The organism is Stenotrophomonas sp. 71799_Sma (assembly GCF_056482505.1).
Genome location: NZ_CM151202.1, coordinates 902322 through 916122, shown reverse-complemented (window position 1 = coordinate 916122; position 13801 = coordinate 902322). Strand labels below are relative to the sequence as shown.

Here is a 13801-nt window from a genome sequence, read left to right as displayed (position 1 = left end):
GTAGATGTCGACCTTGGTCGACTGCTCTGGTGGGTGTCGACCTTGGTCGACACGGTAGATCCACGCCATGCGTGGATGATTCATTCGATATCTGACAGAAGAATCGTGTCGACCAAGGTCGACACCTACCAACAGCCGCGCGGAACAAAGCCGCAGTTACCAACAGCCGCGGGAACCTGTCGAAGGTGGGACGGTGTCGGAGTGCGGGGTGTCAGCCGCATGGATGCGGCTGCCAAGCCTACAGGGACGTACTTGCGGCGTCCCCGCACTCCGACACCGTCCCGCCAACCCACGGATAGCCCGCTTCTGACGTTGACGTTGATTCTGCAGGTGCAGGGCTGCAAGCCCTGCCGAACCCCTAGAACGGAGTCGCGGACTCGAACGCGAGCGCCTCGCCCGTCACCGGATGGGTGAACCGCAGGCTGCGCGCATGCAGATGCACACGCTGCGCCGGCGCGGCGTCATACAGCACATCGCCAACGATGGGATGGCCGAGACTAGCCATGTGCAGGCGCAGCTGATGGCTGCGGCCAGTGATCGGTTCCAACGCCACGCGGGTGCGCTGCGCTTCAACATCACGTGCCATTACGTGCCAACGTGTCAGCGCCGGTTTGCCGCGTTCGTGATCGACCATCTGCTTCGGCCGGTTCGGCCAGTCCACGATCAACGGCAGGTCCACTTCGCCGGCATCGCCTTCAAGCAGCCCCTCCACGATCGCTTCGTAACGCTTGCCAACCTGGCGCTGCTCGAACTGCATCGACAACGCCACCTGCATGTCCTTGCCGCGCGCATGCAGCAGCAGGCCGGAGGTCACCTGGTCCAGGCGATGCACGGTCAATGCATCCGGGTACAGCGCCTGCAGGCGCGCGACCACGCAGTCCTGGTTCTCGGCGCTGCGGCCAGGCACGGACAGCAGGCCGGCCGGCTTCTCGGCCACCAGCAGCGCGTCGTCGATGTAATGCAGGTGGATCATCAGTTCCTGTATTCCTCAAACAGAAACGGGGAAGCCTGAGCTTCCCCGTTGCTGCGTACCGGCCAACGGCCGGTACCTACCTCGATGGAAGACGTACCGGCTCGCGCCGGTACCGCCTGCATCAGCCCAGCAGGTGGGCGACGCCGGCGCGCTCTTCTTCCAGCTCGGCCAGGGTCTTGTCGATGTACTTCTGGCTGAAGTCGTCGATCGGCAGATCCTTGACCAGGGTGTACTTGCCGTTCTCGGTGGTCACCGCGAAGCCGAAGATCACGCCTTCCGGAATGCCGTAGGAACCGTCGGACGGCACGCCCATGGTGACCCACTTGCCGTTGCTGCCCAGCACCCAGTCACGCACGTGGTCGATGGCTGCGTTGGCGGCCGAAGCAGCCGAGGACGAGCCACGGGCTTCGATGATCGCCGCGCCGCGCTTGCCGACGGTCGGGATGAAGGTGTTGGCGTTCCACTCCTGGTCGTTGATCGCATCGGCGATCGACGCACCATCGGCGGTGGCGAAACGGTAGTCCGGGTACATGGTCGGGCTGTGGTTGCCCCACACGACCAGCTTCTCCATGCCGCCGACCGGCTTGCCGAGCTTGGTCGACAGCTGGCTCAGCGCGCGGTTGTGGTCCAGGCGCAGCATGGCGGTGAAGTTCTCCGGCTTCAGGTCCGGGGCCGACTTCATCGCGATGTAGGCGTTGGTGTTGGCCGGGTTACCGACCACCAGCACCTTCACGTCACGGCTGGCGACCTTGTTCAGCGCCGCGCCCTGGGCGGTGAAGATCTTGGCGTTTTCCAGCAACAGGTCCTTGCGCTCCATGCCCGGGCCACGCGGACGCGCGCCGACCAGCAGGGCGATGTCGGCGTCCTTGAACGCGACTTCGGCATCATCGGTGCCGACCATGCCGGCCAGCAGCGGGAAGGCGCAGTCTTCCAGCTCCATCATCACGCCCTTCAGGGCGGCCTGGGCCTTGTCGACCGGCAGTTCCAGCAGCTGCAGGATGACCGGCTGGTCCTTGCCCAGCATTTCGCCGGAGGCGATGCGGAACAGCAGGGCATAACCGATCTGGCCGGCGGCGCCGGTCACGGCAACACGAACGGGTGCTTTCATGGGGGTTTCCTCTTGCTTGCAAGCGTTTGATGGGACGCCGCGGGCGTGGCCACGCAGGCCTGGCGGGCGGCGGGGAACAGGGAAACGGCCACCCGAGGGTGGCCGTTTCGAAGGGGGATCAGGCGGCGAGGTGCTTGTTCCACTCCGCGACGCGCTCGGCCTGGGCGGCCAGCACGGCGTCGACGTCGCCTTCCAGGGTGATCGAATGGATCACGTCGCCCTGCTTGACCGAATCGACGATGGCCTGGCCTTCCAGGACCTTGCCGAAGACGGTGTGGCGGCCGTCCAGCCAGTCGGTCTTGATGTGGGTGATGAAGAACTGGCTGCCGTTGGTGTTCGGGCCGGCGTTGGCCATCGACAGCGAGCCGACCTCGTGCTTCACGCCATTCTTCTCGTCTTCGAACTTGTAGCCCGGGCCGCCGGTGCCACGACCCTGCGGGCAGCCGCCCTGGATCATGAAGTCGGCGATCACGCGGTGGAAGATCAGGCCGTCATAGAAACCGTGCTTGACCAGGTTCACGAAGTTGGCCACGGTCAGCGGCGCCTTGTCGGCGAACAGCTCGACCTTGATCGGGCCCTGGGTGGTGTCGAAAGTGGCGATGAGGGACATGAAGATCCTTGATGCAGAGGGGAACGCGTCTAGCCACCTAGTTTACACCTGCCTCGTGGCGGCGGCGGCTTCGACCATGGGCGCAGATCCGGGCTTCAGCCACGGGACGGGGTGCCCCGTGGTGCAGGCCAGGCGGCCTCAACCGGCGCCGCGGACCGCCAGCTGAATGGGCCCCGTGACGGGCGTGAAATCCACCTTTTCGCGAATCGTCAAGTTCGACGTATAATGTTGGACTTCTTTTTCCAAATCCGGCGCCGACTGGCCCCCTTTCGTATGTCCATCGAAAATCTTCGCAACATCGCCATCGTCGCCCACGTCGACCATGGCAAGACCACCCTGGTCGACCAGCTGCTGAAGCAGTCCGGCACCCTGTCCGAGCGTACCGTCCTCGCCGAGCGCGTGATGGACAGCAACGACCAGGAAAAGGAACGCGGCATCACCATCCTGGCCAAGAACACCGCCATCACCTGGGAAGACAAGAAGACCGGTATCAAGAACCGGATCAACATCGTCGACACCCCCGGCCACGCCGACTTCGGCGGTGAGGTCGAGCGCGTGCTGTCGATGGTCGACACCGTGCTGATCCTGGTCGATGCGATGGACGGCCCGATGCCGCAGACCCGCTTCGTGACCCAGAAGGCCTTCGCGATGGGCTTCAAGCCGATCGTCGTGGTCAACAAGGTCGACCGTCCGGGCGCCCGTCCGGAATGGGTGATCGACCAGGTCTTCGACCTGTTCGACAAGCTCGGCGCCACCAACGAGCAGCTGGACTTCCCGATCGTCTACGCCTCCGGCCTGAACGGCTATGCCGGCCTGGAAGACACCGTGCGCGACGGCGACATGACCCCGCTGTACGAAGCGATCATGCAGCACGCGCCGCGCCCGGAAGTGGACCCGGAAGGCCCGTTCCAGATGCGCATCAGCCAGCTGGACTACAACAACTTCGTGGGCGTGATCGGCATCGGCCGCATCCAGCGCGGCACCCTGAAGAAGAACATGCAGGTCGCGGTCATCGACCGTGAAGGCAAGAAGCGCAACGGCAAGGTGCTGCAGGTGCTGGGCTTCATGGGCCTGGAGCGCATCGAGCAGGATACCGCCGAGGCCGGCGACATCGTGGCCATCTCCGGCATCCAGGAGCTGACCATCTCCGACACCATCTGCGCACCGGACTTCCCGGAAGCGCTGCCGGCACTGACCGTCGACGAGCCGACCATCTCGATGACCTTCCAGGTCAACAACTCGCCGTTCGCCGGCAACAAGGACCTGTCCGGTGGCAAGTTCCTGACCAGCCGCCAGATCAAGGACCGCCTGGACCGTGAAAAGGTCCACAACGTGGCCCTGAAGGTCGAGCAGCTGGAAGACGCCGACAAGTTCCTGGTTTCCGGCCGTGGCGAACTGCACCTGTCGGTGCTGATCGAGAACATGCGTCGCGAAGGCTACGAGCTGGCCGTGTCGCGCCCGGAAGTGATCATCAAGGAGATCGACGGCCAGATGATGGAGCCGATCGAGCAGCTGGTGGTGGACATCGAAGAAATCCACCAGGGCGGCGTGATGGAAAAGCTGGGCACCCGCAAGGGCCAGCTGAAGAACATGGAATCGGACGGCAAGGGCCGCGTGCGCCTGGAATACTCGATCCCGGCCCGTGGCCTGATCGGTTTCCAGAACGAGTTCAAGACCCTGACCCAGGGTTCGGGCCTGCTGTTCCACGTGTTCGACCACTACGGCCCGAAGGAACAGGGCGCGATCGCCAAGCGCATCAACGGCGTGATGATCGCCAATGCGCCGGGCACCACGCCGGCCTACTCGCTGGGCCCGCTGCAGGAGCGCGGCAAGCTGTTCGCTGCTGAAGGCGACAACGTGTATGAAGGTCAGCTGGTCGGCATCCACTCCAAGGACAACGACCTGACCGTCAACGCGATCAAGACCAAGCCGCTGACCAACATGCGCGCTTCGGGCAAGGACGATGCGATCCAGCTGACCCCGGCGATCAAGTACTCGCTGGAACAGGCCCTGGACTTCATCGAAGACGACGAGCTGGTCGAGATCACCCCGAAGGAGATCCGTCTGCGCAAGAAGTTCCTGACCGAAAGCGACCGCAAGAAGGCTTCGCGCGGCGGCTGAGCCAGCACCCCGTGAACCAGAGCGGCTACAACCCGGATCCACACCGGCATCCGGGTCTCCATGTCATCGCCCTGCTCGAAGCGAGCAAGGCGATGCTGGCGCTGTTGGCCGCCACCGGGCTGGAAGTGCTCGGACCGCAGCCGCTACGGCACGGCATCATGGCCCTGATCCGGCGTTTCAGCCTGGATCCGGACCATGGCACCCTGCCCTCGCTGCTGCACATGATCAGCCCCGACGCGGTCCACCTGGCCGCGGCGGGGATGATCGGCTACGGCCTGCTGCACCTGGTCGAAGCCTGGGGCCTGTGGCGGGCCAAGGCCTGGGCCTCCTGGCTGGGCTGCCTGACCGCCGCCCTGTACCTGCCTTTCGACATCTTCGCGATCATCCGCCACCCCGGCTGGCCGTCGTGGACGATCCTGGCGATCAACCTGATCGTGGTCTACGTGCTCGCCCGCGACCTGCGCAAGCGCCACCGCTGAGCACCGGCTACACTGGGGATTGGAGCCGACCAAGCCGCCCCATGCGCCCGTCCTTGCCGCCTCTGCTGACCTGCCTGCTCGCCGCGCTGCCGGCGCTGCTTTCGGCTGGCTGCAGCCCGGCCACGCCCAGCGCGCATGCGGCCGAACCTGCGAGCCGCAACGTGCCGTTCCCGTACGCCGAAACCGATGTCGCCGACCTGCAGGCGCGGATGACCGCCGGGGAACTGGACAGCACCACCCTGACCCAGGCCTACCTGCAGCGCATCGCCGCGCTGGACCGCACCGGGCCGCGCCTGCGCGCGGTGATCGAGCTCAACCCCGATGCCCTGAAGGAAGCCGCCGCGCGCGACCGCGAACGCCGTGACGGCCGCCTGCGCGGCCCGCTGCATGGCATCCCGCTGCTGTTGAAGGACAACATCAACGCCGCGCCGATGGCCACCAGTGCGGGTTCGCTGGCCCTGCAGGGCTTCCGCCCGGATGACGCCTACCTGGTGCGCCGGCTGCGCGACGCCGGTGCGGTGGTGCTGGGCAAGACCAACCTCAGCGAATGGGCCAACTTCCGCGGCAATGATTCGATCTCCGGCTGGAGCGCGCGTGGCGGCCAGACCCGCAACCCCTATCGCATCAGCCATTCGCCGTGTGGTTCCAGCAGCGGCAGCGCGGTGGCAGTGGCCGCCAACCTGGCCAGCGTGGCGATCGGCACCGAAACCGACGGCAGCATCGTCTGCCCGGCGGCGATCAACGGCGTGGTCGGCCTGAAGCCGACGGTCGGCCTGGTCAGCCGCGAGGGCATCATCCCGATTTCCTTCAGCCAGGACACTGCCGGGCCGATGGCACGCAGCGTCGCCGACGCTGCCGCCGTGCTGACCGCGATCGCCAGCCGCGACGATGCCGATCCGGCCACCGCGACCATGCCCGGCCGTGCGGTCTACGACTACACCGCGCGACTGGACCCGCAGGGCCTGCGCGGCAAGCGCATCGGCCTGCTGCAGACACCGCTGCTGAAGTACCGTGGCATGCCGCCACTGATCGAACAGGCGGCAACCGAGCTGCGCCGCGCCGGCGCCGTGGTGGTGCCGGTGGAGCTGCCCAACCAGGGCGCCTGGGCCGAGGCCGAGCGCACGCTGCTGCTGTACGAATTCAAGGCCGGGCTGGAGCGCTATTTCAGCACCCACCGCGCACCATTGCGCAGCCTGGCCGAACTGATCGCCTTCAACCAGGCGCACAGCAAGCAGGAACTGGGCCTGTTCGGCCAGGAGCTGCTGGTGGAGGCCGATGCCACCGCCGGCCTGGCCGACCCCGCCTATATCCGCGCCCGCAGCGATGCGCGCCGGCTGGCCGGCCCGGAAGGCATCGATGCCGCCCTCGCCGCCCACCAGCTTGATGCACTGGTGGCGCCCACCACCGGCGTGGCATGGCCGATCCGCAGCGAAGGCGACGACTTCCCCGGTGAAAGCTACAGCGCCGCCGCCGTGGCCGGCTATCCCAGCCTCACCGTGCCGATGGGGCAGATCGATGGTCTGCCGGTGGGTCTGCTGTTCATGGGCACCGCCTGGAGCGAGCCGAAGCTGATCGAGATGGCCTACGCCTACGAACAGCGCACGCGCGCGCGGCGCCCACCGCACTTCGATACCGACGCACTGATCGACGCTGGCGAGCCGTGATCCGGTAGTGCCGGCCGCTGGCCGGCAGATCCGGAGTTGCCGGCCAGCGGCCGGCGCTACCGTCCGGGTTCCGGCTCCACCGGCACGATTGCCGCCTCACCATCTTCAGCACCCGGCGAACGCACATCCGCGGTGCGTGCACGTGGACCGCGCGGCATATCCAGCTCATCTTCGTGTTGCAGCCGCGCACGCACCTGCGGCAGCGACTGCGGATGCTCACGGGCGAGGAAATCGAGCATGCGCTCGCGCACCAGGCAACGCAGATCGAAGGCATCGCCCGAGCTGCGCGCGCTGACCAGCAGGCGCACCTGGATCGCACGCTCGCTGGTCTCGGTCACCTGGGTCACGCAGACCCGGCCATCCCACAGCGCTTCGCCACGGCAGATGCGTTCCAGCTCAGCGCGGATCGCGGCAATCGGCGCACGGTAGTCCAACCACAGGAACGCGGTGCCGAGCAGATCGGCGCTGCGCCGCGTCCAGTTCTGGAACGGGTTTTCGATGAACCAGGTCAGCGGCACCACCATCCGTCGCTCATCCCAGATGCGCACCACCACATAGCTGCTGCCGATCTCCTCGATGCGGCCCCACTCGCCCTCGACGATCACCACGTCATCCAGCCGGATCGGCTGCGTCACCGCAATCTGCAGGCCAGCGATCAGGTTGCCGAACACCGGCTTGGCCGCGATACCCGCCACCAGGCCGATCAGGCCTGCCGATGCCAGCAGCGCGGTGCCGATCTTCTGCACCATCGGGAAGGTCAACAGCACCAGCGATGCGCCCAGCACGATGATGCCGCCCATCAGCACGCGGCTGAGCACCCGCGTCTGGGTCTGGATGCGGCGCGCTTCCAGATTGTCGGAGACATCGATGGGATGACTGCGCAGGATCGCGCGCTCGCCCGCCGCCACCGCGCGTACCAGCAACCAGATGAAGCACGCGGTCAGCGCGATGTGCAGCACATGCTGCAGGTTGCCCAGCACCGGCTCCTGCAGTGGCGTGGCCTGCAATGCGGGGATCAACAACAGCAGCGGCCATGCGGTGGCCAGTGGTAACCCGAGCACGCGACCGATGCGTGCACGCCGGCGATCACGCCCTTTCAATCGATGGTAGATCCAGAGGATCAGCCACGCGCCGATGCCACCCACTACTGCTGCCAATCCCAACGGCCATGCGTAGGCCTGTGCGCTTTGCCAGTGCACCGTTGCCACCTCCACTCGAACAGCAAGCGGACAGCCTCGCGCATGACGCATGAGTGTCACGTCAGTCGTTCGTAAGGAGGGTGTTGATCGGCAGGGCTTGCAGCCCTGCACCTGCTGCGAGCCGAAGCAACAGCAACAGCAACAGCCGAAGCAGAAGCGGGTTTCCTGTGGGGTGGCGGGGCGGGTCCGCTTGCGGGGGACGCTGCAAGTACGTCCATGTAAGCTCGGTCGCCGCATCCATGCGGCTCACGCCCCCGCAACCGGACCCACCCCGCCTTCGACAGTTTTCTGCGATCTGTCGGCATTTTTTGTAGAGCCGAGCCATGCTCGGCTCAAATCTCACAGATATCGAAATATTCGATTCCATTGGAAATTCATCCACGCATAGCGTGGATCTACCGTGTCGACCAAGGTCGACACCTACCAACAGCCGCCGGAATCTGTCAGAGGCGGGGCGGTGTCGGAGTGCGGGGTGTCAGCCGCATGGATGCGGCTGCCAAGCCTTATCTGATCGGAATCTGGCAGCGTAGGCGTCGAGAGCCGGCGTGGGCCGCCGTGCGAGCCTAGATCTCGACGATCCGTAACCAGGATCGCGACGATCGCCATGTAGCTTGGCGCCCACGCCGGAATCTCCCTTGATCCGCCCGAACAGTTGCTGGAGCGACCACTCGAAGCGATAAGACTGGGCAAGCGGGGGAGCTCTCGACCCTTCCAGACTATACGGAGTCAGGTGATGAACGGGATCGGGATTGATGTCAGCAAGCGTCAGCTGGATATCGGTACGACGGACGGAGAAACCCTGCAGGTCAGCAACAACCGCTCCGGGTTTTCTGAACTGGATGTTTGGCTGAAGAAGCGTCCGACCCGCCAGATCGTGCTTGAAGCCACGGGTGGCTATGAGCAGCCGGTGCTGGATTTCCTGCACAAGGCCGGTCATCCGGTGGCCCGTGCCAATGCCTTGCGCGCCCGGAAACTGGCTCAGGGGTTGGGTCAGATTGCCAAAACCGACCGTTTGGATGCCTACGCGTTAGCGCAGATGGCCGCCCTGGTGAAGCTGCCTCCCTATCAGCCGCTGCAGTCTTGGCAGCAGAAGATGCGGGAGTTCGTTCGGGCACGTCGGCAGGCGATGGACGCCCTGACCATCGCGCGGCAACAGCAGGAAATGGTGCTTGATCGTGAACTGCGCCGACTACTGCAGGGCAACATCACCCGCCTACAAACGTTGGTTGAGCGTCTGGGCAAGCAGATCGTCGAGCAGGTTGGTCAGCAGCCTCAACTGAAGATGCTGAAGTCGATGAAGGGCGTAGGGCCTGTGCTGCAGGCAGTTCTAGCCAGCTATCTGCCAGAGCTTGGCAGGATCACTGGCAAGCGCATCGCCAGCCTGGTCGGGGTAGCCCCGATGTCCCACGACAGCGGCACGATGAGAGGAAAACGAAGCATCCACGGTGGAAGAGCCGAAATCCGGCAAGTGCTCTACATGGCGGCAATGTCGGCCATGCGGCATGAACCTCGGCTGCGCGATTTTTACCAGTCGCTACGAGCCCGCGGCAAGGAAGGCAAGGTGGCCATCGTGGCAGTGATGCGGAAGATGCTGGTCATCCTCAACGCCCGTGTGCGCGACGCTGAAAGCGGGCTAGTCCCCGCCTGAGGCGAGCCAGGGCGAAAGACCAAAGGCTGCCGGCCAGCGGCCGGCACTACCGTGCCCGTTTACCTGACGGGCCTGAGACTCTCCAGCAACACAGTTGCTACACGGACGTACTTGCGGCGTCCCCCGCACTCCGACACCGCCCCGCCAACCCACGGAATGCCCGCTGTTGACGTTGACGTTGACTGCAGCAGGTGCAGGGCTGCAAGCCCTGCCGAAAAACCCTTACCGCACTTGTTCCTGCTTGCGCACGATCGCCATCGCGATCTCCAGCGACTGCTCGTAGTTCAACCGCGGGTCCACCGTCGAACGGTAGGCGCGCTCCAGGTCACGTTCGGTCAGTTCGCGCGCGCCACCGGTGCACTCGGTCACGTCTTCGCCGGTCAGCTCCAGGTGCACACCGCCCAGTCGCGTTCCTGCGGCCGCGTGCAGATCAAACGACATCTCCACTTCGCCACGCACGTTGTCGAAGCGGCGCGTCTTGAAGCCATTGGCGGTGCTCTCGGTATTGCCATGCATCGCGTCGCAGACCCACAGCACGCGGCGGCCATCGCGCTTGACCGCATCCAGCAGCGGCGGCAGCTTCTCGGCGATCTGCGCTGCACCCATGCGGTGAATGAAGCTCAGTCGACCCGGCTCGTCATGCGGGTTGAGCACATCAATCAGGCGCAGTAGCTGGTCCGGCGTCACCGATGGGCCGACCTTGATCGCGATAGGGTTGCGCACGCCACGCAGGTATTCCACGTGCGCGCCATCGAGCGCGGCCGTGCGCATGCCGATCCACGGGTAGTGCGTGCTCAGGTTCAACCAGCCCTGCTGGCGCGGCACCTGCCGGGTCAACGCCTGCTCGTAGGGCAACAGCAGCGCTTCATGCGAGGTGTAGAAATCGATGCGGTTGAGGTTGTGCACGCGGGCCCCGGCCAGGGTCTCCATGAAATGCACTGCATCGCCGATCGAGGCCACCATCTTCTGGTAGTCGGCGGCCAACGGCGAATGGCTCACCCATTCCAGGTTCCAGTACTCGGGGTGGTGCAGGTCAGCGAAACCGCCGTCGATCAGCGCACGCACGAAGTTCATGGTCATCGCCGAGTGCGCGTGGGCCTGCAGCATCCGCTTCGGATCCGGCAGCCGCGCCGCTTCGGTGAAGGCCGGCGCGTTGATGACATCACCGCGGTAGCTGGGCAGGGTCACGCCGTCGCGGGTCTCGGTATCGGCCGAACGCGGCTTGGCGTACTGGCCGGCGAAACGGCCGACGCGGATCACCGGCTGGCGCAGGCCATGCACCAGCACCAGGCTCATCTGCAGCAGCACCTTCAGCCGGTTGGAAATGGTGCCCGATTCGCAGTCGCTGAAGTTCTCCGCGCAGTCGCCGCCCTGCAGCAGGAAGCGCTTGCCTTCCTGCGCCTCGGCCAGCTGCTGCTTCAGCGCCAGGATCTCCCAGGAAGTCACCAGCGGCGGCAGCCGCTTCAGCTCGTGCAGGGCGGCGTCCAGCGCCACCGGGTCCGGGTAGATCGGCATCTGCAGCGCGGTCTTGCCACGCCAGCTCTCCGGCGACCAGGCGGCGCCAGTGGCGGCTGCGGCGGGATCGGGCACGGGCGGAACGGCGGACAGGCTCATTGCAGACTTCCGGGATGGGGGGCGGTCATGGTCGCAGAGCCAGCCGCTGGCGCAAAGGGCCGACCTGCTCGGCCAGGCCGCCTGAACGGCAGGGAAAGGCCGATGCGAGCAGCCAGATCCAGCATGGTCAGCCGCTCAAGGCAGGCGCATGAGCTGTTACGGAGTAACACTTCCACGTCATGGACCGGCCCCTTCCACGCCCTGCCATCACTCTTCCCATCATGAAGCCCTCGCCCCTCGCTACCGGCATCACCTTCGCCCTGGCCCTGGCCACCCTGCCCGCCTTCGCGGCCGCCGCCGATGGCGCCGGGCCTGCGGTCAAGGACCTGGACACGGTCACCGTCAGCGCCCAGCTCGACCAGGCCCGCAACGCGTTGTCGCCGGACATCGGCAGCAGCCAGTACCAGATCACCGCCGAGGACATCCAGAAGCAGCCGCTGGGCGCCTCCGCGCCGCTCAGCCAGGTGCTGCTGCAGGCACCCGGCGTGGTCCAGGATTCCTATGGCGGCGTGCACGTGCGCGGCGACCACGCCAACCTGCAGTACCGGATCAACGGCGTACTGCTGCCCGAGTCGATTTCCGGCTTCGGCCAGACCCTGGATGCGCGCACCATCAAGAGCATCCGCCTGATGGACGGCGCGTTGCCGGCGCAGTTCGGCGAGCGCACCGCGGCGGTGGTCGACATCACCACCCGCAATGGCGCCGAGCTGGGCAACGGTGGCAGCGCCGGACTGACCACCGGCTCGTTCGGCAAGGTGAACCCGAATGCCTCCTGGTGGGGCAACCAGGGACGCTGGAGCTGGTTCCTGACCGGCAACTACGACCAGAACGAAGTCGGCCTGGAGAATCCGACCAACTCGCGCAAGCCGTTGCACGACGATACCCACCAGGGCAAGGCCTTCGCCGACCTGACCTACCTGGTCAACGAGAACACCCGTCTGAGTGTGTTCGCCGGTTTCGCCAACAACCGTTTCCAGATTCCGGTCAATCCGGGGCAGACGCCGCAGTTCGGTTACCTGGACACCACCACCTTCGATTCCAGCCAGCTGGATGAGACCCAACGCGAGACCACCCGCTTCGGCATGCTGGTACTGCAGGGCACGCTGGGCAACACCGCCTACCAGCTGTCCGCCGGGCAGCGCTACAGCGATGCAGCGTTCAACCCGGACGTCATCGGCGATCTGGTGTTCAGTGGCGTCGCCTCGCAGGTGCAGCGCAGCAACCGTGCCAACACCCTGCAGGCCGACTTCTCCACACCACTGGGCAACGACCACACGCTGCGCTACGGCTTGTACGGCAACTACGAGAACGCACGGGCCAGCAGCAACAGCTGGGTGTTCCCGGTTGATGACGGCGGCCAGCAGTCCAGCACCACGCCGCTGCTGATTCCTGACCACAGCGCCTTCCATGCCAGCACGCTGGCGTTGTACGTACAGGATGAGTGGAAAATCGGCGACGACTGGACCGTCAACTACGGTCTGCGCGGTGACCGCTACAAGGCCTTCGGCCGCACCGAGGGCCAGCTCAGCCCGCGCGTGGGCGTGGTCTGGAATGCCAGCGACAGCACCACCGTGCATGCCGGCTATTCGCGCTATTTCACGCCACCGGCCAGTGAACTGATCGCCAGCAGCGACATCGCCCTGTACGACGGCACCACCAACCAGCAGCCCAGCGGCGGCAACAACACGCCGCTGGCCGAGCGCAGCGACTACTACAACATCGGCGTCTCGCAGCAGCTGGGTGAACACCTGACCCTGGGCCTGGACGCTTACGACCGCCGCGTCGCGCGCCTGCAGGACGAAGGCCAGTTCGGCGCCGCCTACATCTACTCGACCTTCAACTACCGCCGCGGACACATCCGTGGCCTGGAGTTCAGTGCCGACTACAGCAACGGCCCGTTCAGTGCCTACTTCAACGCGGCCTACAACAAGGCGATCGGCACCCAGGTCATCACCAGCGAGTACAACCTCGATCCAGATGCGCTGGCCTATGTGGCCGACCACTGGATCCACCTCGACCACGACCAGAAGCTGACGTCGTCGGGGGGGCTCAGCTACGCCTTCACCGGGCACAACCGGATCGGGGCCAACTACGTGTTCGGCAGTGGCCTGCGTTCGGACATCGAGGGCGTACCCAACGGTGGCGAGCTGCCGTCCTACCTGCAGGTGAACCTCAGCGCCGGGCACGACTTCAACGTCGACAGCGGCCATCCACTGCATGTGCAGCTGGCGGTGATCAACGCGTTGGACCGCAGCTACCAGCTGCGCGATGGCGGTGGCGTCGGCGTGTTCGCCCCGCAATGGGGACCGCGCCGCGGCGCCTACCTGAGCCTGCAGCAGGATTTCTGAGATAGTGCCGGCCGCTGGCCGGCATTCCCGCGGTGTG

General features: G+C 65.6%; 10 protein-coding genes. 5 read left to right on the top strand and 5 right to left on the bottom strand.

Annotation, left to right across the window (positions count from 1 at the left end):
- Positions 1 to 358 precede the first annotated feature (358 nt).
- The 3 genes from ACZK4Z_RS04185 to ACZK4Z_RS04175 form a co-directional block, all read right to left on the bottom strand.
- Positions 359 to 973 (bottom strand): RluA family pseudouridine synthase, encoded by a 615-nt coding sequence (locus ACZK4Z_RS04185; protein WP_032129767.1) that lies wholly within the window; start codon positions 971 to 973, stop codon positions 359 to 361.
- Positions 974 to 1094: 121 nt separating this feature from the next.
- Positions 1095 to 2081 carry a malate dehydrogenase gene (locus tag ACZK4Z_RS04180; RefSeq protein ID WP_004153634.1) on the bottom strand — a complete coding sequence of 329 codons (987 nt, stop codon included), beginning with the start codon at positions 2079 to 2081 and terminating at the stop codon, positions 1095 to 1097.
- Positions 2082 to 2199: 118 nt separating this feature from the next.
- Positions 2200 to 2691, bottom strand: coding sequence for a peptidylprolyl isomerase (locus tag ACZK4Z_RS04175; protein WP_004153629.1), 492 nt, complete (start codon positions 2689 to 2691; stop codon positions 2200 to 2202).
- Between the two features lie 273 nt (positions 2692 to 2964).
- Between ACZK4Z_RS04175 and typA the strand changes: the two genes are divergently transcribed.
- Genes typA through ACZK4Z_RS04160 form a run of 3 tightly spaced genes read left to right on the top strand, consistent with a single transcriptional unit; the run spans position 2965 to position 6955 of the window.
- On the top strand, positions 2965 to 4812 hold the full coding sequence (gene typA / locus ACZK4Z_RS04170; protein WP_088024560.1) for a translational GTPase TypA: 1848 nt from the start codon (positions 2965 to 2967) through the stop codon (positions 4810 to 4812).
- A gap of 11 nt (positions 4813 to 4823) precedes the next feature.
- Entirely contained in the window at positions 4824 to 5291 is a 468-nt protein-coding gene (locus ACZK4Z_RS04165; protein ID WP_005408223.1) for a DUF2127 domain-containing protein, read from the top strand.
- A 41-nt stretch (positions 5292 to 5332) separates the two neighbouring features.
- On the top strand, positions 5333 to 6955 hold the full coding sequence (locus ACZK4Z_RS04160; protein ID WP_478451194.1) for an amidase: 1623 nt from the start codon (positions 5333 to 5335) through the stop codon (positions 6953 to 6955).
- Positions 6956 to 7011: 56 nt separating this feature from the next.
- On the opposite strand, the gene ACZK4Z_RS04155 is transcribed toward ACZK4Z_RS04160, so the two are convergent.
- Positions 7012 to 8154: a mechanosensitive ion channel family protein gene (locus tag ACZK4Z_RS04155; RefSeq protein ID WP_125896002.1), complete on the bottom strand. Its 1143-nt coding sequence runs from the start codon at positions 8152 to 8154 to the stop codon at positions 7012 to 7014.
- Between the two features lie 733 nt (positions 8155 to 8887).
- On the opposite strand from ACZK4Z_RS04155, the gene ACZK4Z_RS04150 reads away from it, so the two are divergent.
- Positions 8888 to 9802 carry an IS110 family RNA-guided transposase gene (locus tag ACZK4Z_RS04150; RefSeq protein ID WP_107314970.1) on the top strand — a complete coding sequence of 305 codons (915 nt, stop codon included), beginning with the start codon at positions 8888 to 8890 and terminating at the stop codon, positions 9800 to 9802.
- A 222-nt stretch (positions 9803 to 10024) separates the two neighbouring features.
- Here ACZK4Z_RS04150 and ACZK4Z_RS04145 read toward each other — a convergent pair whose 3' ends face one another.
- Entirely contained in the window at positions 10025 to 11416 is a 1392-nt protein-coding gene (locus tag ACZK4Z_RS04145) for a class II 3-deoxy-7-phosphoheptulonate synthase (RefSeq protein ID WP_125895984.1), read from the bottom strand.
- A gap of 221 nt (positions 11417 to 11637) precedes the next feature.
- Between ACZK4Z_RS04145 and ACZK4Z_RS04140 the strand changes: the two genes are divergently transcribed.
- Positions 11638 to 13764 (top strand): TonB-dependent receptor, encoded by a 2127-nt coding sequence (locus ACZK4Z_RS04140; protein ID WP_125895985.1) that lies wholly within the window; start codon positions 11638 to 11640, stop codon positions 13762 to 13764.
- The last annotated feature ends 37 nt before the right edge of the window (positions 13765 to 13801 follow it).

What these genes read in the sequence shown, in the direction of transcription:
- ACZK4Z_RS04185 (WP_032129767.1), bottom strand. Translation starts at nt 973, where the DNA reads ATGATCCACCTGCATTACATCGACGACGCGCTGCTGGTGGCCGAGAAG.
- ACZK4Z_RS04180 (WP_004153634.1), bottom strand. Translation starts at nt 2,081, where the DNA reads ATGAAAGCACCCGTTCGTGTTGCCGTGACCGGCGCCGCCGGCCAGATC.
- ACZK4Z_RS04175 (WP_004153629.1), bottom strand. Translation starts at nt 2,691, where the DNA reads ATGTCCCTCATCGCCACTTTCGACACCACCCAGGGCCCGATCAAGGTC.
- typA (WP_088024560.1), top strand. Translation starts at nt 2,965, where the DNA reads ATGTCCATCGAAAATCTTCGCAACATCGCCATCGTCGCCCACGTCGAC.
- ACZK4Z_RS04160 (WP_478451194.1), top strand. Translation starts at nt 5,333, where the DNA reads ATGCGCCCGTCCTTGCCGCCTCTGCTGACCTGCCTGCTCGCCGCGCTG.
- ACZK4Z_RS04150 (WP_107314970.1), top strand. Translation starts at nt 8,888, where the DNA reads ATGAACGGGATCGGGATTGATGTCAGCAAGCGTCAGCTGGATATCGGT.
- ACZK4Z_RS04145 (WP_125895984.1), bottom strand. Translation starts at nt 11,416, where the DNA reads ATGAGCCTGTCCGCCGTTCCGCCCGTGCCCGATCCCGCCGCAGCCGCC.
- ACZK4Z_RS04140 (WP_125895985.1), top strand. Translation starts at nt 11,638, where the DNA reads ATGAAGCCCTCGCCCCTCGCTACCGGCATCACCTTCGCCCTGGCCCTG.